This window comes from Bacillus cereus group sp. BfR-BA-01347 (assembly GCF_022663835.1).
GTDB lineage: Bacteria > Bacillota > Bacilli > Bacillales > Bacillaceae_G > Bacillus_A > Bacillus_A thuringiensis_K.
The window spans coordinates 26623-49140 of sequence record NZ_JAKUGG010000006.1 but is presented as its reverse complement, the minus strand read 5'-3'; the positions used below and the strand labels follow the sequence as shown (position 1 = coordinate 49140).

Below are 22518 nucleotides of genomic sequence, written 5' to 3'. Positions count from 1 at the left end.
CCTTTTTGTACATTTTGTTAAGATTCATCTTTGATTTCACTTTTTAATGAGTCAATACTTTCTAAACGTCTTTGATTTTTTGCTTCAATAGCAGCACGATCTTTTTCATTAGAAAGTTCCGCTGTTTCTTTTGCTTCATTAAAGTTATCAACTGTATTTTGCACCATTTCTTGTAACTTTTCAGCGTTGTCACTTCGATTATCTGGATTTGGCATGTACTTCCCTCCTAATATTGTATATACACACCATCTTAAATTACCTATCTTTCCTCAAATTTATACATAAAAAAGGAGAATGTAATATTCTCCTTTTCTTTAACCATTATCAACAATCGGTTGTTTACCTGTTTGATCTTGCATTTGCTTTCCTTTATTTCCACCAGCTTTTTTCGATTGTGTTCCAATATGATTTGGTGCAAAGTCTTTTGAATTTTTTTTCGGATTACCCATTACTATCGCCTCCTTAACACTAGTATCGTACTAGTGTTAAGAATTATTCAGCTTGCTTAAAAAGTTTCATTTCATAACGTTTTTCAATGCGCTCTTCAATGCGATCAATTGCCTCACGATCGCTTAATAATTGTTGTTTATTTTCATTTACAAGTTCTTCAAACGATTTACGGCGACTTCTTCTCATGTTGTTCACCCTCTCTCCTTCGCTTTCTTATTACATAGTATGAGCAAACAAAAAACTCTTTAATCAGATTTGTAAGAAAATTTTATGTTTTAGTACTCCTAAAAAAACTCCGTGTACAATATATTGCACACGGAGTTTTTTATACCATAATATTTAAATACTCTTTCAACTTTTCATCTGCATTCATTTCATTTTCTTTATAATCATGAAGCGCCTGTAATACAAAATCATACTGCTCTAAAATATAACTTTCTAATTTCATAACATCCTCTAAGCTATTAAGCATAATTCTCGTATTACCAACTTCACTTTTTAACGCCGGTTCACATTTTAAACTTGTACATATTTCTTTCACATCTTCTTCTAATATCTCTGTTAATACATATTTCTTTCGCCCTTTTACCTTTAATCTCATAACTGGATAAAAAGCTTTTATATCTAAATAACTTCCTACGTTCATACAACGTAGCCATTCTACATTACGTTTATTACGTGCAAGCATTTCTTTCACCGCTTCGTATACTACAATTTCATCAAGTGAGACCTTATTTACTTTTCTCTGTCTTTCTTCTTCAATAGCTGCACACTTTTGATAAACAGCAGCACACGTAATGCAATCGTCAAATGCATTATGAGAGCTTAAACGAATTCCAAGCATTCGTTTTAACGTTTCAAGTTTATGATTAGGCGCATGCTTCATGTATTTCTTCGCTAAAAATACAGTATCAATTACTTTATTTTTAGGTTCAGGCAGCCCCAGCATATTTACATTACTTTTCAAAAAGCGCATATCAAAAGAAGCATTATGGGCCACAATAACATTTGTATGTAAAAATGCTAAAAATAAAGGTAACACTTCTTCAATCGTCGGTGCATCTGAAACGCGATAATTGGTAATACCTGTTAAACTCGTTATTCGGTCCGGAATTGGCCGCTCTGGATTCACGTATGAAACAAATTGATCTACCAGTTCATGATTACGATATTTCACCGCTGCAACTTGAATAATTTTATCATTATAAGGGTTAAATCCTGTTGTTTCAAAATCAATTACAACATAATCTAACGGTAAGGATACATTCCCCACTCCATACACTCCTTTATCTCTAAACGTTTATATTTCTTACATCATATCATGAAGTGATTACTACTTGAAAAAGAAAAGGCAGAAATGGGAACTCTCCATCTCTACCTTTTCACCATTATTTTAATTTAGCAACTCTTTTCTCCATCTCTTTTTGTGTCATCGGCCCAATAAACTTATCTTGAATGACACCTTTTGTATCTATAAAATACGAAGTTGGAATCGTAATTACTTTATACGCTGTTGTCACATCAATGTTCTTGTCCAATAAAATAGGAAAAGTAATTCCTTTTTCTTTAGCAAAATTGCTTACCTTCTCTTCCCCCCCACCTTTTTCTGAAGGCGTATAATTGATCGCTAAAATTTCTACGTTTTCTTTATGTTCTTTATAGAAAGCCTCCATATCCGGCATTTCTTGCTGACATGGTCCACACCACGTAGCCCAAAAGTTTAAAATTACTTTCTTTCCTTTTAAATCCGATAACTTTACATTTGTCCCATCTAACTTAGTTAATTCAAAGTCCGGTGCACTCTTCCCTATCTCAATACCATTCCTTGCGATCATCTCTTTCATAGCAACTTCACTTTTTTCTTGCTTCACTTTTACCGCCTGCTCTTTATGACCAAACTGTTCATAAGCTGCATATCCCGCTAAACAAAGTAACACTACAATAATCATAAGCTTCCGCCACATGTTATATCACCCTAACGTGTTTATCTTCTTTTAATATATCCATTCAGATGCTATATACCTTATTTTAGCTTATACGGACAAGCTTGAAAATATTCACATTCTAAATAATCAGAATTTTTATAAATAATATGAAATATTTACCTTTTAATCATATAATTAGAAATACACGGAACATTTTACAATGAAAGGAGCTCTCATGAATTTATTTGAAAAAATACTTCTATATATTCTTAGTTTTATATTTTTCCCAATCGGAATTATCACATGGATTATCTCACTATTTAGTAAAGATCCTAAAAAAACAAGTTGGACGTATTTGTCTCTATATCGCATTAATCTCATTTATCCTTTTGGCAGGCCTCGGCATTATTACTTTTTTCACAATGACTACCATTACTACTATAGAATAGTTATAGAAAGGATGATTGTTTTGGGAGAACACCCTATCACAAAAGAGCTACGCTATATACGAATATGCTTAGTTATTTTAGTAATCGTTCTTTTATTTTTCAACAGTGAAAAAGTCGTTGAAATTTCTACAAATCATGATTCCATAGAAAATGTTCCCACCAGTAATATGACACAAATTGCGGAAAATACATTCGCTATTCAAGAATATAATCCATTACTAAATAGCGAACATACAATTAAGATTTTTAAATATAATCCAGATACAAATCAACTTACTCTCGTCAAAGAAGTTAATTCTAGTGATCCGAATTCTTATACTTATCAACTTAATGAGACCGAATAAAGTGAAACTTTAATCAGCCCTCACCAATCGGGCTACCCGGCAAATAGCGGACTAAAGATAAGAGCATTACATATCTCTTATCTTTTTGTTTGCAACTCATTGTACAATGAGTTGCAATTTAATAATTCTCTAGGATTCCCACATTCCACAATAATCCCATTCTTCATGACAACAACACAATCTGCTATCATCGCTCTCTCTACATCATGTGTTGCCACAATTCTCGTTACATCTCTTCCTATCCCTTCAATCATATTCCAAACCAATTCTTGATTGCCCGGATCTAACCCAGCCGTCGGTTCATCTAAAATAATAAGAGTTGGATTTGATACAATCGCTCGCAATAAGGCAAGACGTTTTCTTTCGCCTCCTGAAAACTCTTCACCGCTTTTATGTAGCACAGTTTGACTCCCTTCAGGTAACCCTCTAATAATCGGCGTTGCATTTATAAGTTCACTATTTTTTTCTAGCTGATTTTCTAAACCCTCTTCCCCGAAATACATATTCTCTGTTACCGTCGTTCGGAAAAAACGTGGTTCTTGCCACACTGTAGTCATACGAGCTTCATTACCATAATAAGCAATGCTACCGTTAGATGGTTTATACAAGCCCGTTATTAACTTTAAAAGCGTTGTTTTTCCTGCACCGCTTTCTCCCACAATAATAACGAGTTCACCAGGATGAATTTGTAAATCGATATTATGAATTCTACATTTCTCTCCATCATTCTCCTGAAATGAAACATTTGTTATCCTGATCCCCATCGCTCTTTCTACATTGCTATCTGCTGCTCGTTTATTTAAAAAGCAAAAAGCTCTATTTGCCGAAGCGACTGCAACTTGTGTCATTATTAATAAATCGCCCACATAACGGACAGGGAAAAAGAGCATCTCAATTGTCGCTAACACTGCAATGAGTGAACCAACTTCTATTTCTCCCCTCATTATTTTTTGTGCACCTATAATGAGAACAAGGATATATGCTCCTGTTTCAATCACCGTTCCAACTACTCCAATACAATGTTGCATCATCGTCTTCTTTACTTCCGATTTATACGATTGTGCCGTTACTCTTTTAAATAAGCGAATTGCCCATTTTTCTTTTTGTAAACTCCGCAAATCTTGTATCCCCTTTACAAACTGTGACACCATCTCTACAACACTTGAGTGATTTTTTTGAGCAACGCTTGCAATATCTCTTACCTTTTCTCCCATCAGTATTGGAACAATTGTACTTAAAAATAAAAACGGAGTTACCCACAATATAAACTGTATATCTATATGTTGTAGTGCTATGAAAGCCCCAATAAATTGGGCAATAGCGTGTATATATTCTATTAATATAGAGCCATATAATCTGACCCAGTTCGGAATATCAGACACGACCAAAGTTTCTAACTCTCCTTGCTTAATCTTCTCACTCTCTTCAAACGGTAATGAGAAATAGTTACGTAATAATTCTATACGTTTCGTTTGTAATATACGTTGACTCGCTTTTGAACTTATATAATCAAATAAAAGATTGTTCGCCCACATTAAAAAGCGACTACCCGCAAACAAGGCTATATATAAATACGCACCTTTTAGCTCCCTTTGAATAAGATTGTCTACAATTAACCCCATGAAAATTGGGCGTGATAAATTTAAAATGGCAGCAATTATCCCACTACATACAGCTGCTATTACTAATATTTTCTCTTGTCGTAACGGCAACAATATTCTTTTATACTCTGTCATGACGTTTCCTCCATTTTTATAGTAAAAAGAAAGGGATGAAACCAAATGGTTTCATCCCTTTCCATAAAATAAGGAAGCTAACTATTGTTAGCTTCCTTATTGTTCATTTCAATAATTTAGTTCGATACTTTAGATTCTTCAATTTTCTCACGAAGAACCATTTGCAGAATACCACCGTGACGGTAGTAGTCAATTTCAACTTCACTATCGAAACGAGCTACTACTTCAAATTGTTTTTCGTTGCCATCTGCATCAGTTGCAACTACTTTTACAAGATCGCGTGGTCTAACTGTTTTGTCGATTTGAATTTCAAATGACTCGTTACCAACAAGACCTAACGTTTCAGCACTTTCGCCATCTTTAAATTGAAGCGGTAGTACACCCATTAACACTAAGTTACTGCGGTGAATACGTTCGAAGCTTTCTGCGATTACTGCTTTAATACCTAATAAGTTAGTACCTTTCGCAGCCCAGTCACGAGAACTTCCCATACCGTAATCTTTACCAGCAACAACTAGAAGACCTGTTCCATCTTCTTTATATTTCATAGCAGCATCATAGATAGATGTTACTTCACCAGTTGGCCAATATGTTGTATATCCGCCTTCTGTTCCTGGTGCGATTTGGTTTTTAATACGGATGTTTGCGAATGTACCACGCATCATAACTTCATGGTTACCACGACGAGAACCGTAAGAGTTAAAGTCAACTGGTTGTACGCCGTTTTCTAATAAGTAGCGTCCAGCTGGTGTATGCTTACCGATTGAACCTGCTGGTGAAATGTGGTCTGTCGTTACAGAGTCACCAAATTTACCAACTACGCGTAGGCCTGATAATGTTTCGACTTCACCTGGCTCTTTAGATAAACCTTCAAAGAATGGCGGGTTTTGAATGTATGTTGAATCATTATCCCAAGTATATAAAGCTTCGTTTGAAGTTTGGATTTCATTCCAGCGCTCATTGCTGTTAAATACTTGTGCATATTCTTTCTTGAACAGTTCAGATGTAACAACGTTTTGAACTACATCTTCAATTTCTTTAGCTGATGGCCAAATATCGTTGAAGTAAACAGCATTGCCATTTGCATCTTTACCGATTTCATCATTTTTCAGGTCAATATCAACAGTACCTGCAAGTGCATATGCCACAACTAGTGGTGGTGATGCTAAGTAGTTTGCTTTTACAAGTGGATGAATACGACCTTCAAAGTTACGGTTACCAGATAAAACAGATGTTACTAGTAAGTCGTTTGCTGCGATTGCTTCTTCTAATTCTGGCGCTAATGGACCAGAGTTACCGATACAAGTCGTACAGCCGTAACCAACTGTTTGGAAACCTAATTGATCTAAATATGTTGTTAAACCTGATTTATCTAAGTATTCAGTAACAACTTTTGATCCTGGTGCTAATGATGTTTTTACATACTCAGGTACTTTAAGTCCTTTTTCAATTGCTTTCTTCGCAACTAAACCTGCCCCGATTAATACGTATGGGTTTGATGTATTTGTACAGCTTGTAATTGCAGCGATTGCAATTGCACCTGTTTTCATCGTTACTTCTTTATCTTCTAATGTAACCTTCACTTCTTTATCGAACTCTTGCTCATTAAATCCAAGTCCTTGTGTTCCAACTGGTGCTACAACAGCTTTGTGGAACGCATCTTTCATATCTGAAAGTGGAATTAAATCTTGTGGGCGTTTCGGTCCAGAAAGGTTAGATTCGATTGTATTTAAATCAATTTCAACAAGATCAGTATAGATTGGATCTTTACTATCTGCTGTATAGAATAAACCGTTCGCTTTACAGTATTCTTCAACAACGCGAATTTGTTCTTCATCTCTACCTGTTAAACGTAAGTATTCTAATGAAATATCATCGATTGGGAAGAATCCACAAGTTGCGCCGTATTCTGGTGCCATATTTGAAATTGTTGCACGGTCAGCTAAAGGCATGCTCTTTAGTCCATTTCCGAAGAACTCAACGAATTTACCAACTACACCTTTTTGACGTAATACTTGTGTTACTTTTAATGCAACGTCTGTCGCTGTAGTACCACTTGGAAGTGTACCAGTTAATTTCACACCGATTACTTCAGGTACCGGGAAGTATGAAGGCTGTCCAAGCATTCCTGCTTCTGCTTCAATACCACCAACGCCCCATCCAAGAACGCCGATACCGTTAATCATTGTTGTATGTGAGTCTGTTCCAACTAACGAATCTGGATATGCAACTAAATCACCTTCAGCATTTTTCACAGCATGAACAACTGGTGCTAAATATTCAAGGTTTACTTGGTGTACAATACCTGTAGCTGGTGGAACCGCACGGTAGTTATCAAATGATTTTTGTGCCCAGCTTAAAAATTTATAACGTTCTTCATTACGTTTAAACTCTAAGTCCATGTTGAATGCAAGCGCGTCTGCCGTACCCGCTCTATCAACCTGTACAGAGTGGTCAATTACAAGGTCTACAGTAATTTCAGGATTAATTTTGTCAGGATCTCCGCCCATGTCTGCCATTGCTTTACGAAGCGAAGCCAAATCAACAACAGCTGGAACACCAGTGAAATCTTGTAAAATTACACGAGATGGTTTAAATGGAACATCGATATCTTGAACATCTTTCGTTCCCCATTTCGCTAAATTTGTAACATGCTCTTCTGTGATTACACGTCCGTCTACTTGACGAAGTACTGATTCAAGTAAAACTTTCACGGAATATGGTAATTGAGATACGTTGCCAACCCCTGCATTTTCAAGCGCTTTCAAATCATAATAATGATACGTTTTTCCATCTACTTCAAAAGTTGCACGTGATTGAAATGGATTATGTTTGACCATTATGTTTCCCCCCTGTTAAACGTGACTAAGTTGTCTGAATATAAAATGTAGACAAACTTTTCAATACCTTACGATAATATCTTATTACAACTTTCTAAATAAGTAAATAATAAGAAACTTATAGATTATCATAAGTTTTCTTTATGTTTCTAAATTTGAATAGCTTTCATGCTCCTTATGAATACTATTATCATAAAGTAAAATGCTCTATCAGCGGTTTACTTACAGTTCATACATACTATGAACTGCTCATCATTCAACATACAAAAAATGTTATAGGGGTGAAATAAAATGGGTAAAAGAAAAGCAAATCATACTATTTCAGGAATGAATGCTGCATCTGCACAAGGACAAGGAACTGGTTACAATGAAGAATTTGCAAACGAACCTTTAACTCCAGCAGAGCGACAAAATAATAAGAAACGTAAAAAGAACCAGTAAAGAAAAATCCCAAAAGGTCTATTTTCCTTTTGGGATTTTTTCTAATGTTTATAACGTAGTAATTCCGAAACCGTTACAAATCGATAGCCCTGCTTTTTCAGCTCAGGTAAAATTTTTGCTAGCGCTGCTACCGTTTGACTACGATCATTTCCTCCATCATGTAACAATACAATATCGCCACTTTTAGCATTTTTCACTACATGATTTACAATGGAGTCAACCCCTGGATTTGCCCAATCACGCGGGTCTTGATGCCACGACCATAGAACGGTTTGATAGCCAGCCTCTTTCGCTGTTTTAAATACAGCATCGTTAATATATCCGCCAGGAGGACGGAATAGCAAAGGTTCTTTCACCCATTTTCCAAAAAATTTCTTTCCATCTAAAATATCATTTTCTAATTTTTCATCTGACGAATTACTCGCATACAAATGATTCATCGTATGATTTCCAATTTCATGTCCCTCTTTTAACACTTGCTTCACTAAATATGGATTACGCTGAACTCGAAATCCAATCATAAAAAATGTCGCTTCCGCCTTATATTGACGTAATAAATCTAAAACTTGTGGTGTATACGTTGGATCTGGCCCATCATCAAATGTAATTGCAATAATTTTTTCATTATTAGGTACTTCCCATGTTACATAACCAGTTGGTTCTAACTCTTTTCTGAGCAACATTTTCGCTTCCACTTTTTCCACTTGAAATATATGTACTGCACATAGCAAAGAAAAAACGAATAGAAAAATTTTCTGTTTTAGCATAACGTTTACTAAAGCAGCAAGGTTGTCGAATAAACAACAACCTCATTTACTTTTCTAATTGATCTACATTTCGCATTATATTTTGGAGATTATTTTCATATTGCTCAAGTTGTGGACGTTGTGTTTCTGAAGCTACCTCTAGTGCATTTTGAATTTGTTCATATGCTTCCTGAACCTCTTGGCGTAATTCTTTTAAATCATGACCGTAGTTTGGATCATTTTTCACAATGTTGTTAAATGCATTTTCTGCTTGTGTAACGCCTTGCTGTGCCGCTTGAAAAGCTTGTTGCTTATCTTTATGATATGGCATTATATAATCCCCTTTCTGTAATAGTTAGTCCCCTTTATCTTTACCTTTTTTTCTAAAAACATTCTCGTATAAAATCGTCAACTTCTCTCATTCTAAAAAGAAAGAGGAGGTGTCATATACAATGGGTAAAAACAACCGTGAATCAAAAGAAAAACAAGGACAACCTGAGCCATTAAGCGGATCTCATAAAGTAAAAAACCGTAACCATTCACGCCAAAAAAAACATGCACATCATGATATGTAATAAAAAACATTCACATACAGTGCACATTCAACATAAAATGTTTGTATTTCATCATTTATTCTTCACCTCTGTTTCATTCATGCATAACATGATATGAATTGATATTTTACGGAGGGTGTCTTACATGGGCAAGAAAAAGAAGAATTGTCTTTTTCATGTTGATGGTTTCGAAGAATGGATGGATCAATTTTGTTCCGATTCTTATAGTAACTTTAGCTTTCCAAATCAAATTCACATCGACCTTTGTGAAACTGAAGAAGAATATATTTTGGAAACAGATGTACAAAATGTTTCAGAACAAAATGTACTCATTAAAAAGTTAGAGACAGGCCTAGCTATTTGCATACTTCATAAAAACATTTCCTTACAACGAACAATCCCTTTACCTACTACTATCATTTACAAAAAGATGCTAGCCTGCTTAGAAAACGGATTTTTAGCCATTCATATTTCCAAAAATGAAGTTGCTGATAAGCATGAAAAGAAAGTTCTTTTTTCAAATTAAGAGTTAATATAATACAAACTAAGCCCCAGTTGGTTACTGGGGCTTATGTTATTTCGCATGCATTTCTATATTAGAATTTCTATCATATCTTTTTTTCAATAAACCTTTTGTAACTAAAAGCACAGGAAATGCGACAGTTGAAAATATAGCTAGTGCTGAAAATACTGCAAACCCATTTTGGTACCCGTAGTAATCGAGAAGTACTCCTCCAAACCACGGACCTATTACTGCTCCAATTCCCGAAAAGCCCATCGCACCGAAGTATGTTCCTTTTAGATGCGCAACAGCAATATCATCAATAAATACATCCGTCATTGAAAACATTAATACTTCTCCAATTGTAAAAATAATTGTACAAACGGCAGCACCTAGCATAGATTCTACTATTCCAAAGCCAAACAATCCTCCGCTCACAAATAAAGTCCCCACCATAATTGATGTTAACGGTGTATACTTTTTGCACATTTGAATAACAGGGTATTGGATAATCACTACAACAATTGCATTTAAAGCGAGCATATATGAGAATAGCTTCACTCCATCCTCAAATATATATGCATTTGCAAAATATTGAGATACTGTCGTCGTTAAATGTGAAAAACCGCAATTACTCAAAATAATACCGACTAAAGCAACTAAAAATACTATATCTTTTCGCAATATACGCATTGCATTTAGCATTGTAACAGGTTTTTCTGTCCTCACTTTCTTTTTTTCCATTGGATACTTCTTAAATTGGAACGCTAATATAGCTGTATATAGAATATATACCCCAGCTGCTACTAAAAAAGGAATTGTTGATTTTGCACTTCCAATCTGTAATCCAACAATTGGTCCAATTGCAACTCCAACATTTATTGCACCGTATCGTAAGTTATAGACGAGTAACCGATACTCAGGCTTTGTTAAATCTGATAATAATGCTCTTGATGTTGGCTCAAAAAACGACCTACATAATCCATTTAAAGCGTTTAATAAAAAGAAACTTAAAACATGATCCGCAAGTGAAAAACCTATAAACACAAAAATCCAAACAATCATGGACCAGAGCATAATCGTTTTCCGGCCAAATCGATCTGATAAATTCCCTCCGATAAAACTAGCAAAAACGCCAACAAGTGCACTCGTTCCGATAATAGCACCAGTCATTCCAGCTGATACACCTTTAACAGTCGTTAAATAAATCGCTAAAAAAGGGATACTCATTGAAGTTGCAAACCTAGCAAACAATGTCCCTAAAATAATACTCATTCCAAGCGGATGAATATGCTGTAACTTCCCCTTCATCGTTAAACCTACTCTCTCTATTTTCACAAAAAAAGAAAGCAAAGGATCTGCTTTCTTTTCCTTTTTCTATACTTGAGCTGTTGATACCCGAGTTGTTCTCGTTATGTCCATATCAATTCCATATGTGAATTGTAATTCTTTACACACATCTTTAATTAAGATTACGACATTATACTTTTCATTAAATTGTAAAACGATGTTTTCTACTTCTTCATATGTATACTTATATTCCCCTGTAATGACACTTTTTAGATCAAAGCATTCGTTAATACAAAGTTGTACAAGTAGCTGGTCATATTTCTCTATTACATCTTCTTTCTTCCAAAGTAACTCTTTTACATATAATCGATCAAACTTCACACTTTCTCGATTACAATCCGTTAAAATCCGGGTCATTTCGTTTAATTCTCGATATAATTCGGAAATATTTCTGCTTAAACTAAGCAGTTTATCTACGCCGTTTTCATATAACATATTTATTCCACCCCCGCATTTTCTTTCCCTTATTATAGCAAGAAAATTCTAAAAATAGTTTCTTTCTTCTGAAATATTAGGAAACTAATTTCAATTGCTTTACAATGAAACTAGTTAATGCGAGAGGAGAAAGAAAATTGGAACACAAATTATATTACACTGACGCTTATAAGCAAGACTTTACTACTAAAATTATAAAGCAAGATTATGATAAAGATGGTAACTTATACGTTGTTTTGAATGAAACAGCATTTTATCCGACAGGTGGCGGACAACCATATGATACTGGTACATTAAATGATATAAATGTAATCAATGTAGAAGAGATAAACGGAGAAATTCGTCACTACATCGCAGAACAATTACATACAGAAGACGTAGAAGGTAAAATTAATTGGGAGCGCCGTTTTGATCATATGCAACAACATGCGGCTCAGCACATTTTATCTGCTGCTTTTTGGGATTATTTTAACATACCTACGATTGGATTCCATCTTGGTAAAGAAACGGTAACAATTGATTTAGAAACAGAAAATTTACATGCAGAAACGGTTGAAAAAGCAGTACAAATTGCAAACAATATAGTTTTTGAAAACCATCCAATCTGTATAGAGTGGATGAACTTAGAAGAAGCGAAAACATTGCCCCTTCGTAAAGAACCGACTATGACAGAGAATATACGTGTTGTTATTATCGAAAATTACGACTACAACGGCTGTGGTGGAACCCATCCGAAATGCACTGGTGAAGTTGGTCCTATTCAAGTACTAGGATGGGAGCGCAATAAAGGTGGTATACGCTTAACCTTTATCGCTGGTTGGCGTACACTTAAATTAATGGGGCAACAGCAACAAATTATAAAAGATGTTTCCAAACAATTAAACAGTAGCGAAACTGATATCCCAGCAAAAGTAGCACAGCTTCTTACCGCTCAAAAGGAAAACGAAAAAACAATACAAACAATGAATGAAAAATTATTATTTGCAGAGGCAAATGAATTACTGCAACAGCCCACCGAAATACATGCTGGGTTACTTATTTCTAAAGCATTTACAGATCGTTCTATGCAAGAAATTGCAAAACTATCAGCTATCATTACAGAACAACAAGAGCATGCAATTACGTATTTCGTTATTGAAAATGATGACAAACTACAATGTATTCTCGCTTGCGGAAAAACAGTAACGCTCGATATGAATGCTCTTTTAAAAGATGCTCTTCCTGCAATTGAAGGAAAAGGTGGCGGAAATAAAAAGAGTGCACGCGGCGGCGGAAAAGCGGTGATGAACGGGGACGAGTTTTTAAATCAGCTTGTTTCTTCTTTACAGTCAGCAGTGTAAAACATGTTTATGAAGGATAGCTAACGGCTATCCTTCAACTATATTTACAGGCCTATATTTCGTTTTAACCCTTGATAACTTCCTGCATTTGCAAAACCGCCACTTATAAGATTGATAAAAGTTTCCGAAAAACCATAATAACTTAATTCGTTAATCGGTACCATTTGCACATCATGAATCGGATTATGATCGAACTCGTTAGAAGGTAGTGTAATTTCACCTTCAATCCTTTCAAGCAGAAACGTAATATGTAACAAAGATGGACTAGCATCTGGTTTATCACAAACATAGAGTAGCTTCTTAATTTTAACTTCTAATCCCGTTTCTTCTCTCATTTCTCGAATCATCGCTTCTTCTAACGTTTCACCATTCTCTACCCTTCCTCCAGGTAAAGACCAATCGCGATTAGCCACTTTTTGCTTTACTAGCAATACTTTTTTTCATCTTCAATTAAAATTCCCGTAATACGAACTTGCATTACATTTTCCATATGTAATCTCCTCTTCCTGTTATATTTACAAATTAATCCTTCCACAAAAAGAACATACGTTTTATAATTAAAGAAAATTATGGAAGAAAGAAGTTGTTATATTCATGCGTCCACCTTTAACAAAATCTATATCACTTAAAGATTTTCAAAACTATTATTGGTTAAAAGCAGAACTGCAAACATTTTGTCGCGAGCATGGTTTGCCAGCTAGTGGCTCTAAGACCGAAATAACCGAGCGTATCTCACATTATTTAACTACGGGGAAAGTCTTAAAAAACAGCTCTGTGCAAAAAGTGAGCAAAGCTCCCCTCTCTTATAAAGACCTTTCCCTTCAAACGATTATTACTAAAAATCACCGCTGTAGCGAAGATGTTCGTGCTTTTTTCAAAGAAAAAATCGGAACAAACTTCCGCTTTACAGTAGCTCTTCAAAAACTTTTTAAAGAGAATGTTGGAAAAACATATGAAGACGCGGTAGCTTTTTGGCATGAAGAAAACGAACGAAAAAAAGACCCTACATACAAAACAACTATTAGTGCGCAGTTTGAATACAATCGCTTTACTCGTGACTTTTTCGAAGATCCAAATAATAAAGGAAAAGCAAAAGCTGATGCGATTGCTGCTTGGAATGAAATAAAAGCAAAACCTGGTAGCAATGCTTATGTTCCTCAAAAAGTAGAAAACTAGCTCCTTTCTAGTCTTCTACTTTCTCAAATAATAGCGCAACCCCTATCCCGCCTCCAATTCCTAATGTAGCAATTCCATATTTCATACACTCTCTTTGCGCCTGATAAAATAAACGTGTTACAAGCATAGCCCCAGATGCACCGTACGGATGACCGAGCGCAATTGCCCCACCATTTACATTTAATTTTTCATACGGAATTTGTAACTCCTTTGCACAAGCTACAACTTTTGAGGCGAATGCTTCATTTATTTCAAAATAATCGATGTCCTCTACTTTCATATTCATTTCGTTTAATAATTTGTTCACCGCAAATATTGGACCAGTTCCTGGAAGATTGGGATCTACTCCAACTACAGCACTACGAACGAAACGAAGTACAGGTTTGTATCCTAATTTTCGGGCTTGCCCTTCTTCCATTACAAGAACGGCACATGCTCCATCATTTACACCACATGAATTACCTGCCGTCACTGTACCATTTTGTAAAAATGCGGGCTTTGTTCTTTTAATGATTCGTTCATAATTCATTTCTGGCTTTATAGATTCATCTAATAATCCATTAAAAGAAAATATTTCATCATGTATATAGCCTTTTTCTAACGCTTGCAATGTCCGCTTATAACTAAGACAAGCGTACTCGTCTTGCATTTCTTTCGTTATGTTATAACGATTTGCAACATATTCAGCCGCTACTCCCATATTAGGATCACCAATTGTTTCAGGTGAAAATCTTGCTCTTTTTTGAAAAGGTGACGTACTTGTACTCTCTACTCCTCCTGCAATATAGCAATTACCTGCTCCGCCTTGAATGAAATGACACGCAGTTCGAATTGCTTCTAAACCAGCACCACATTGCCGATCAATCGTTACACCAGGAATATGATAGCCAAGTCCCGCCTCTAAAGCAGATAGTCTCGCAATATTCCCTCCTGGCCCAACAACATTACCTAATATGACATCATCTATTTCCCTCTCAATCCCTTTACTTAAAAACGTAAGAAGCGGCGTTGCTAATTGCTGAACTTCATACTCTTTTAACATCCCATTCTTCTTACCAATAGGTGTTCTTTTCGCCTCTACAATAACTGCTCTATTCATATATTTTCTCCCGGTTTTCAATCATACTTTTTGCTTCCATACGAGCGATTTTCCCACTATTTGTATAAGGTATTCCATCTACAAAATGCCATTCTTTCGGTATTTTAAAAGAGGATAATCTCTGTAAGCAAAAACTCTTTAATTGTTGTTTCGTAGCACTTCCTTTTACGATCGCGACGGGCTTTTCACCCCAGTAACTATCTTTCACACCAATTACAACTATTTCATCGACAGCTGGGTGTTCATGTAATACACTTTCTATTTCTTCTGGATAAATATTGATTCCTCCAAATAAAATCATATTCTTCTCTCTACCAACAATATATATAAAGCCTTCTTCATCTTCATAGCCTACATCTCGCACTGTCATCCAGCCTTCTGCATTCAACTCCCGTGTTAAAACCCCATCTATTATGTATCCCATAAAAAACTGATCACTTTTCACATAAACAGTTCCTATCTCGCCTTTCGGTACTTCTTTTCCCACTTCATTACATATTTGAACCTGCACATTGTGACAAGGTTTTCCTACTGAATTTGGCTTTCTTTTACTTTCTTCATCAATTAATGCTGTTACAAAACTCAGTTCCGATGCACCATAAAATTCATATTTTTGCGCATAAGGAAATATACTCTTTATTTTTTCTTTCGCTTCAGCTTCCCATTTCGCTCCTGATGAAATAATTTTCATTTTATTTTCTATTACTCTATTTTCTTTATATAAAGATTCAAGCATTGTCGGAACTGTATACATAACTGATATATTTTCAGTTTCTAACTGATCTAATACTTGATTTAGAATGAACTTTCTCATAATGTGAACTGTTTGTCCTACATATAATGCGCTTATTGCCCCGTATAAGAAAAGAGAATGAACGAGCGTCCCAGCTATTAAAATCGAATCCTCCCTTTTCATATAAAAGTCATGTACATTACAATCAAAACTATGAACCCACGATTGTTGTGCACGTAAAAATGCTTTTGCTGTTCCTGTTGATCCTGATGTAAATCCCATATAAAAAGGAGCATGTTGTACACTTTCTACAGTGGAATATGTAGGAAGATATTTCTCTATCATTCTTTTCCACTCATCAATTTCAATTACTCTTCCTTCTTCATCCAATAGATCATTCACCTTATATCGTTCTGTCACAATCATATCCGGATTACTAATTTCAATTCTTTCTCTGAGCTCATCTTGTTTCCACTTTATATCTAACGGAACACAAACCCACCCGGCCATAGCGGCACCAGAAAATAGTTGTAAAAACTCTATACGATTTTCTAATAGGATTGCTATCGTTTTATTCTTCAATTTTTTTTCATTTAACCAACTTGCTACTTTACAAACTGATTCAAACCACTCTTTATATGTTAAAACTCTATCATTTTCCTTTATCGCTATTTTATTTGGTTGTAAAGAGGCATGCTTTTTATATTCTTTTGTAATCCCCATATGAGACGTCCTTTCTTTACAAAAATAATAAAAAGAAACACGCAATAAACGTGTTTCTTCCCTTTATCATCCCGCATTTGTATATTTTCCATTCTTTAAAGCGGGTGTAATAATATGTTTCAATGAACGATGTAATTTTGTTACGAGAACTGCCGCAATAATTGCTTTTATACAATCCCCTGGTAAAAACACAGCACTCACTTTCATTGTCTCCCATACAGAAACATTCATTAAAAACGCTTGTACAGTAATACCAAATACATAAACTACGAAAATACCACCAATTATATTAATACATAATACTTTTATAATAGAAACTTCACGTAAACGCTCAATTAAATAACCAATAACAAACGCTCCAATGATGTAACCAAGTAAATATCCTGCACTTGGCCCAACAAATACACCAAGGCCACCACGTCCACCAGCAAGTAATGGTGCTCCAACTCCTACAATAAGTAAGAAAATAAGCTGACTTAACGCACCTAGACGTGATCCTAACAACCCACCCGCAAGCATAACACCGAGTGATTGCAATGTAATCGGAACTGGTGTAATAGAAAGAGCAATCGGAGGTATTAACCCTAACACTCCCATAATAGAACTAAATAAAGCGACGAAAACTAAGTTTTTTGTATTCATATTTGCTTCTCCTATTTGTAAACTTAAAATGTTTTTTAGGTAACATATTATAGAAGTTATATTATCTTTCCATTTAGTTTTTGTCAACTTATTTTCTTTATAGGTTTACAAATATAAATTTAATTATTTTTCTTTATGCAAATGCTCAAGTTCTTTCCGAAGCGCCTGCTTTAAAAACTTCCCAACAGATGTTTTCGGTATTTCTTCCATAAATACAATATCGTCTGGTAACCACCACTTCGCAAACTGTGGTTTTAAAAACTCATATATCTCTTCTTTCGTTACTGTACTATTTTTCTTTTGAACAACGCAGGCAACAGGTCGCTCTTGCCACTGAGGGTGAGGAATTGCAACGACAGCCGCTTCAAATATAGCATCATGTGCCATTAAAGCATTTTCAAGATCGACAGAAGAAATCCATTCTCCCCCGCTTTTAATAACATCCTTCGTACGGTCAACAATTTTCACGCAACCTTCCTCATCCACTGTGACAACATCACCAGTATATAACCATCCATCGCGAAACCCTTCGACAGTACGATCATCGTTATAATAGCTTTCAGCGATCCACGGTGCTCGTAAACATAATTCTCCCATCTCAGTACCATCCCACTTCACTTCACCATTTGTCCCGACTACTTTCATCTCGACACCAGGTACAAGATATCCTTGTTTAGAGCGAATTTCTAGTTGCTCTTCATACGATAATTCCGTTTCATAACTTTTCAAACGTGCAAGTGTTACGAGTGGACTCGTTTCAGTCATACCATATGCATGTATGAACGGAACATTATGTTTCTGTTCAAATGCTTTAATAACACTTTTCGGCGCCGCTGCACCTCCGCATAGTATTCTCGTCATACTAGATAAATCGTAACTATTATTTTCTAACTCTTGTAATACGCCGAGCCAAATTGTCGGCACACCCGCAGCTAACGTCACTTTTTCTAATTGAATCATCTCTAATAAAATTTTCGGAGTAAACATCGGTCCAGGAAGAACTTGTTTTGATCCAAACCAAGTAGCCGCAAAAGGAAGTCCCCAAGCGTTCACATGAAACATAGGGACGATTGCCATTGCTGCATCACTTTCCGATAAAGCAGCTGTATCAGCTAAACCGAGTACCATACAATGCAAAACAGTACTACGATGCGTATATACAACACCTTTTGGATTTCCTGTAGTCGCTGACGTATAACACATACCAGCAGGTGTATTTTCATCAATATCTTTTACAAATTGGAAATTTGGATTGCCTTCTTCTAATAGCTTTTCATAATGATATACAGGTTCCAGCGTTGTATTTGGGAGTTCATCTTTATCAGTCATAATAATGTAAGCTTGTACAGTTGATAATTGTGATTGAATATTTTCAACGAGTGGTACGAGATCTTCATCTATAAGTAGAACTCGGTCTTCTGCGTGCTGAATAATGTATGAAATATGTTGAGGAGATAAACGAATATTAATTGTGTGCAAAACAGAAGCAATACCTGGAATAGCAAAATACGCTTCCACATGTCGATGATGGTTCCACGCTAATGTTCCTACACGTTCACCTTCTTTAATTCCAAGCTTTTTCAACGCACTGGAAAGTCTTCTCGTCCTTTCCCCTAACTGCTTATACGTTAACGTTGTAACTGTATCATGTGTCCGTGAAACAATTTCTTTCTTCGAAAATAGTTTCTCTGCTCTTTCCATCATAGAACTAATTGTTAGCGGTACGTTCATCATCATATTGGTTATATCCCCCTTTAAAGCGTTCTCATTTTTTGTTTATTATAACAGACTTCTGCAAATAACCACTATATTTTTCTGTATTTTCTGAATTATTTTCTTGGAAATAATTCAGAACGATAAAAAACATGTTTTGAATACATTGATTCGAAACATGTTTTTTTATCTTTTATAAACTATCTACCTTTTTTCTCACTTTCTTTTTCAGTTTAAAAATAAGACGATTACTATATTCTTTATTTTCTACTAAGATCCGATATATCTCCCATACTCCTAACACACGAACAAAAAGATAAACTCCGATAGCAATAAGTACAACACAATAAGGGTAGTACTGCACAAGCTCTCCTGAAGTAATTCGTTTTTTCTCAAATAAAAACGGTATCGCGCCTGCTGCTATAAAACAAAATCCAACGATCATTACTGCAGCATACTTCTTCTTAATAATCGCATATCTTTTTGTCAATTCTTTTAGAAAGTTTTGATCAAATAGTAGTTCTTCCTTTTTCAATACATTGTATCGACTCTCTTCTATTGTTACAGATGCCATCATTGCTCCAATCCCAAGCACTGCAATGATAATGACAAGAAACGTAGACATTGTCGCATTTTCTTTAAATAATAAGTACGGTATTGTAGATAAAATAAGCAAACTAAATCCTAACGCAATATATTTAGAAATTTTTTGTCCATACACTACATACCCTTCTGCCATTTCCTTACTTACATAGTAACCATTTTCCTTTTCGTTACTTTGCTCTGCAGTTTCTTTTAATAAATAGTCGAGTGATACTTCAAATACATTTCCAATCATTATTAATTTTTCAGTTTCAGGAAAACCTTGACCGTTTTCCCATTTACTAACTGCTTGCCTTGTGGTATTTAATTTTTCAGCTAATGCTTCTTGAGAAAGGCCCTTTTCCTTTCTTAATCTAAAAAGCTTTTCACCAAATCCCATATGTGTGTCCCCCTTTGTTTTCTTACCTAAATTGTATGTAAACATTGCCCTTATCTCTATCTTCCTGCGGTTGCACTTTGTCAACTTGCGGTTGCGATTGTGTTATATAGCGTTTTTTTTCTAAACTTAGAACGTTAATAAAAATAGCGCTTCCTAATAGTCCATTTGTTGTTATCAAAATAAAAAAACTCCTTAATTCATTTAAAGGAGTTTTCAATGTAAGATATTTCATTGATTCATATATCTTTCTCTAGATATAAAATACCTTTTTGTATCACGATTCTTACCTTTAATAAACATATCCTTCTGAATTGTATATTTGTACTCCATATTCAAACGTTTCATTAATTTTTCAGATGCTTCATTTTCTGAATCACATCCCGCTTCAATACTATTAAGATGCAATTCATGAAAACCATAGTAGAAAAAAGCTAACACAGCCTCCGTAGCTAATCCTCTTCCCCAATATTTTCGAGATAAGGCGTATGCAATTTCTGCTGTATGTGTGACCAAATCATATTTTATAAATCCACACGTGCCTATAAGTTTTTTTTCCTCTTTTAATACAATTCCAAGAGGTGCTACTTGCCCTCCATTGTACTGACCCACAATTTCTTCTATATAGTTATATGTGTCACATAACGATCGATGAGCATCCCATACAGTAAAAGTTGTCATCTCTTTATCTGTAGCATACTCATATATATGTAAACTATCACTCATATTCATTTTCCTTAACATAAGTCGTTTCGTATACAAAGTTGGATATGACCACTTCTCAATAATCATAACGGTTTCTGTTTAAACCTTTCATAATTCCTTACCTTTAATAAAAGGATATTCCCACAATCTGTACAAATATAAGCATCCACCGGCGAAGATGTGAACATCGTTTCCTTTTTCCGTATTTGTGCATATCCGACAAACTCACCTTCTCCTATATTTTGAGAACCACAATTAGAGCATGTCTGCACGGCTTTTTGTTTCATGAGAGCACCACCTTTAATCTGTTTCTACTCCCTTCGACAGTTCACTTCCATTTCCCTTCCAAAAAACCTCTTATTCTCTCACATTTCAACAGGAATCTCAAAACAAAAATCGTATATGTACTATGAAATATATTTATTAACGGAGGAATTTTATGACTACTGTTATGACACTCGATATGGCAACAGAAATTGAAAATGCAGAAATTGATATGCTCTCTTCTAAATTAGAGAGACTACAAACAATGAGCGGAAACCCAATGCAAGTGCAAATGAAAAAATTCGGTAGTGTCACTGCCTTTTCATCAAAAATAATTGCTGGTCCTGCTTTTAATACGGTAAAAGGTATTACAAATGCAGATGCGATTGATGCAATCATTTCTTATTATGAATCACTACAAATCCCTTGTCGTTTTGAAATTACCCCAGCACAAGGTACAACTGAATTATTTCAATACTTATCTCAAAAAGGATTTTATCAATCTAGCTTCCATACTGCTTTGTATAGTATACCGAGAGAGGGTTCATCACTTCTTCCTTCTAATATTACAATACGAAAACTAAAAGAAAATGAGTTTGATATTTTTGCAGACATTTATGTACGTGGATTTAATATGCCATCCTTTACAAAAGATGGTGTCCGCCAAAATAATGAAATTCTTTACAATGAACCAGGATGGCATTTTTTCATAGCTGAAGTTCAAAATATCCCTGCTGGTATTGGTGTCCTGTATATAAATAAGGGTGTCGCATCATTAGCTGCTTCTGCTACTTTGCCAGAATTTCAACGTAACGGCTGTCATACTGCATTAATTCAAAAAAGAATAGAAAAAGCTATAGCGACAAATTGTCATTTAATAGTTGGCCAAGCCCGCTTTGGTAGCCGCAGTCAAAATAACATGGAACGGGCCTATATGAAAATTGCTTATACAAAATCAATATGGACCGCAAAAGACATATTATAATTTACTTTCTTTCTCCTTCCGTTACATTTTTAAACATTTTATGACAATTCCTTTTCTATCCTATTAATCATTTGAATATTCCAACTAGATTTGTTACGCTATTACTAGATACATCATTCAACTTGCAATATGAAAAGAGAATTCTAATCAAACTACAAGGAGGAGAAATGTATGACTAAACATGATCATGGTTTAAAAGAAAAAGTAGAAGGTGCCATTGATAAGGTAAAAGGTGAAGTAAAAGAAGTTGTCGGGAAAGTAACTGACAATAAGAAATTACAAGCTGAAGGAAAATGGGATAAGGTGAAAGGCACTGCTAAAGATACAGTTGGTAATGTGAAAGAAAAAGTACATGAATATAAGGAACATAAGAAAGAAAAATAAAAA

Annotated in this window: 26 protein-coding genes and 2 pseudogenes; 9 read left to right on the top strand and 19 right to left on the bottom strand. The window is 35.1% G+C overall.

Going from position 1 to position 22518, the window contains the following annotated elements; all coding sequences use genetic code 11:
* Positions 1-17: 17 nt before the first annotated feature.
* The 5 genes from tlp to MR143_RS11810 form a co-directional block, all read right to left on the bottom strand.
* Positions 18-215 carry a small acid-soluble spore protein Tlp gene (tlp, locus tag MR143_RS11830; protein WP_001133511.1) on the bottom strand — a complete coding sequence of 66 codons (198 nt, stop codon included), beginning with the start codon at positions 213-215 and terminating at the stop codon, positions 18-20.
* A 99-nt stretch (positions 216-314) separates the two neighbouring features.
* Positions 315-449 (bottom strand): acid-soluble spore protein SspN, encoded by a 135-nt coding sequence (gene sspN, locus MR143_RS11825; protein ID WP_000527987.1) that lies wholly within the window; start codon positions 447-449, stop codon positions 315-317.
* 43 nt (positions 450-492) lie between these two features.
* The gene (locus MR143_RS11820) at positions 493-636 is read right to left on the bottom strand and encodes an FbpB family small basic protein (RefSeq protein ID WP_001254703.1); all 144 of its coding nucleotides are present in this window, start codon (positions 634-636) and stop codon (positions 493-495) included.
* Between the two features lie 139 nt (positions 637-775).
* Positions 776-1723, bottom strand: a complete 948-nt coding sequence (locus tag MR143_RS11815; RefSeq protein ID WP_199717652.1) for a 3'-5' exonuclease — start codon at positions 1721-1723, stop codon at positions 776-778.
* A gap of 115 nt (positions 1724-1838) precedes the next feature.
* Entirely contained in the window at positions 1839-2414 is a 576-nt protein-coding gene (locus MR143_RS11810; protein ID WP_000269041.1) for a TlpA family protein disulfide reductase, read from the bottom strand.
* A 196-nt stretch (positions 2415-2610) separates the two neighbouring features.
* Here MR143_RS11810 and MR143_RS11805 point away from each other — a divergent pair.
* Positions 2611-2824: pseudogene (locus MR143_RS11805) on the top strand (hypothetical protein).
* Between the two features lie 11 nt (positions 2825-2835).
* Positions 2836-3168, top strand: coding sequence for a YmzC family protein (locus tag MR143_RS11800; protein ID WP_074593090.1), 333 nt, complete (start codon positions 2836-2838; stop codon positions 3166-3168).
* A 77-nt stretch (positions 3169-3245) separates the two neighbouring features.
* Here the strand turns inward: MR143_RS11800 and MR143_RS11795 are convergent, their stop codons facing one another.
* Both MR143_RS11795 and acnA read right to left on the bottom strand, forming a co-directional pair.
* On the bottom strand, positions 3246-4904 hold the full coding sequence (locus MR143_RS11795) for an ABC transporter ATP-binding protein (protein WP_000141524.1): 1659 nt from the start codon (positions 4902-4904) through the stop codon (positions 3246-3248).
* A 116-nt stretch (positions 4905-5020) separates the two neighbouring features.
* Complete coding sequence (acnA, locus tag MR143_RS11790) at positions 5021-7744, bottom strand: aconitate hydratase AcnA (RefSeq protein ID WP_000238559.1); 2724 nt, start codon at positions 7742-7744, stop codon at positions 5021-5023.
* 291 nt (positions 7745-8035) lie between these two features.
* On the opposite strand from acnA, the gene sspO reads away from it, so the two are divergent.
* Positions 8036-8185, top strand: coding sequence for an acid-soluble spore protein SspO (sspO, locus tag MR143_RS11785; RefSeq protein ID WP_000518057.1), 150 nt, complete (start codon positions 8036-8038; stop codon positions 8183-8185).
* Positions 8186-8226: 41 nt separating this feature from the next.
* On the opposite strand, the gene pdaB is transcribed toward sspO, so the two are convergent.
* A complete protein-coding gene (gene pdaB, locus MR143_RS11780) occupies positions 8227-8952 on the bottom strand; it encodes a polysaccharide deacetylase family sporulation protein PdaB (RefSeq protein ID WP_102947840.1) in 726 nt (241 codons plus the stop codon).
* 46 nt (positions 8953-8998) lie between these two features.
* Complete coding sequence (locus MR143_RS11775) at positions 8999-9262, bottom strand: hypothetical protein (RefSeq protein ID WP_001146295.1); 264 nt, start codon at positions 9260-9262, stop codon at positions 8999-9001.
* Between the two features lie 121 nt (positions 9263-9383).
* Here MR143_RS11775 and MR143_RS11770 point away from each other — a divergent pair, with 121 nt between their 5' ends.
* Positions 9384-9506, top strand: a complete 123-nt coding sequence (locus MR143_RS11770; protein ID WP_000517653.1) for a small acid-soluble spore protein P — start codon at positions 9384-9386, stop codon at positions 9504-9506.
* Between the two features lie 124 nt (positions 9507-9630).
* A complete protein-coding gene (locus MR143_RS11765) occupies positions 9631-10011 on the top strand; it encodes an Hsp20/alpha crystallin family protein (protein WP_000516756.1) in 381 nt (126 codons plus the stop codon).
* 48 nt (positions 10012-10059) lie between these two features.
* On the opposite strand, the gene MR143_RS11760 is transcribed toward MR143_RS11765, so the two are convergent.
* Positions 10060-11298: an MDR family MFS transporter gene (locus MR143_RS11760; protein WP_000676809.1), complete on the bottom strand. Its 1239-nt coding sequence runs from the start codon at positions 11296-11298 to the stop codon at positions 10060-10062.
* A 66-nt stretch (positions 11299-11364) separates the two neighbouring features.
* Positions 11365-11772 carry a hypothetical protein gene (locus MR143_RS11755; protein WP_000965150.1) on the bottom strand — a complete coding sequence of 136 codons (408 nt, stop codon included), beginning with the start codon at positions 11770-11772 and terminating at the stop codon, positions 11365-11367.
* Positions 11773-11909: 137 nt separating this feature from the next.
* On the opposite strand from MR143_RS11755, the gene MR143_RS11750 reads away from it, so the two are divergent.
* The gene (locus tag MR143_RS11750) at positions 11910-13112 is read left to right on the top strand and encodes a serine-tRNA(Ala) deacylase AlaX (protein WP_000400376.1); all 1203 of its coding nucleotides are present in this window, start codon (positions 11910-11912) and stop codon (positions 13110-13112) included.
* 44 nt (positions 13113-13156) lie between these two features.
* Here MR143_RS11750 and MR143_RS11745 read toward each other — a convergent pair.
* Positions 13157-13602: pseudogene (locus MR143_RS11745) on the bottom strand (NUDIX hydrolase).
* 104 nt (positions 13603-13706) lie between these two features.
* On the opposite strand from MR143_RS11745, the gene MR143_RS11740 reads away from it, so the two are divergent.
* A complete protein-coding gene (locus MR143_RS11740) occupies positions 13707-14288 on the top strand; it encodes a DUF6434 domain-containing protein (protein WP_001247757.1) in 582 nt (193 codons plus the stop codon).
* Positions 14289-14295: 7 nt separating this feature from the next.
* Here the strand turns inward: MR143_RS11740 and MR143_RS11735 are convergent, their stop codons facing one another.
* From MR143_RS11735 to MR143_RS11705, 7 genes are all read right to left on the bottom strand, one after another.
* Positions 14296-15387: an acetyl-CoA C-acyltransferase gene (locus tag MR143_RS11735; RefSeq protein WP_001077995.1), complete on the bottom strand. Its 1092-nt coding sequence runs from the start codon at positions 15385-15387 to the stop codon at positions 14296-14298.
* The gene (locus MR143_RS11730; RefSeq protein ID WP_000513148.1) at positions 15380-16843 is read right to left on the bottom strand and encodes an acyl-CoA synthetase; all 1464 of its coding nucleotides are present in this window, start codon (positions 16841-16843) and stop codon (positions 15380-15382) included. The genes MR143_RS11735 and MR143_RS11730 overlap by 8 nt, the downstream gene beginning before the upstream one ends.
* A 66-nt stretch (positions 16844-16909) precedes the next feature.
* Positions 16910-17485 carry a biotin transporter BioY gene (locus tag MR143_RS11725; RefSeq protein WP_001093336.1) on the bottom strand — a complete coding sequence of 192 codons (576 nt, stop codon included), beginning with the start codon at positions 17483-17485 and terminating at the stop codon, positions 16910-16912.
* Positions 17486-17608: 123 nt separating this feature from the next.
* On the bottom strand, positions 17609-19222 hold the full coding sequence (locus MR143_RS11720; RefSeq protein WP_199717655.1) for a long-chain fatty acid--CoA ligase: 1614 nt from the start codon (positions 19220-19222) through the stop codon (positions 17609-17611).
* A 169-nt stretch (positions 19223-19391) separates the two neighbouring features.
* Positions 19392-20180 carry a helix-turn-helix domain-containing protein gene (locus MR143_RS11715; protein WP_000505636.1) on the bottom strand — a complete coding sequence of 263 codons (789 nt, stop codon included), beginning with the start codon at positions 20178-20180 and terminating at the stop codon, positions 19392-19394.
* Between the two features lie 228 nt (positions 20181-20408).
* Positions 20409-20969, bottom strand: a complete 561-nt coding sequence (locus tag MR143_RS11710) for a GNAT family N-acetyltransferase (RefSeq protein WP_000582841.1) — start codon at positions 20967-20969, stop codon at positions 20409-20411.
* Positions 20966-21169 (bottom strand): hypothetical protein, encoded by a 204-nt coding sequence (locus MR143_RS11705; protein ID WP_000810193.1) that lies wholly within the window; start codon positions 21167-21169, stop codon positions 20966-20968. The genes MR143_RS11710 and MR143_RS11705 overlap by 4 nt, the downstream gene beginning before the upstream one ends.
* Before the next feature lie 152 nt (positions 21170-21321).
* On the opposite strand from MR143_RS11705, the gene MR143_RS11700 reads away from it, so the two are divergent.
* A complete protein-coding gene (locus tag MR143_RS11700) occupies positions 21322-22131 on the top strand; it encodes a GNAT family N-acetyltransferase (RefSeq protein ID WP_000214351.1) in 810 nt (269 codons plus the stop codon).
* A gap of 171 nt (positions 22132-22302) precedes the next feature.
* Positions 22303-22515 (top strand): CsbD family protein, encoded by a 213-nt coding sequence (locus MR143_RS11695; RefSeq protein ID WP_000160410.1) that lies wholly within the window; start codon positions 22303-22305, stop codon positions 22513-22515.
* The last annotated feature ends 3 nt before the right edge of the window (positions 22516-22518 follow it).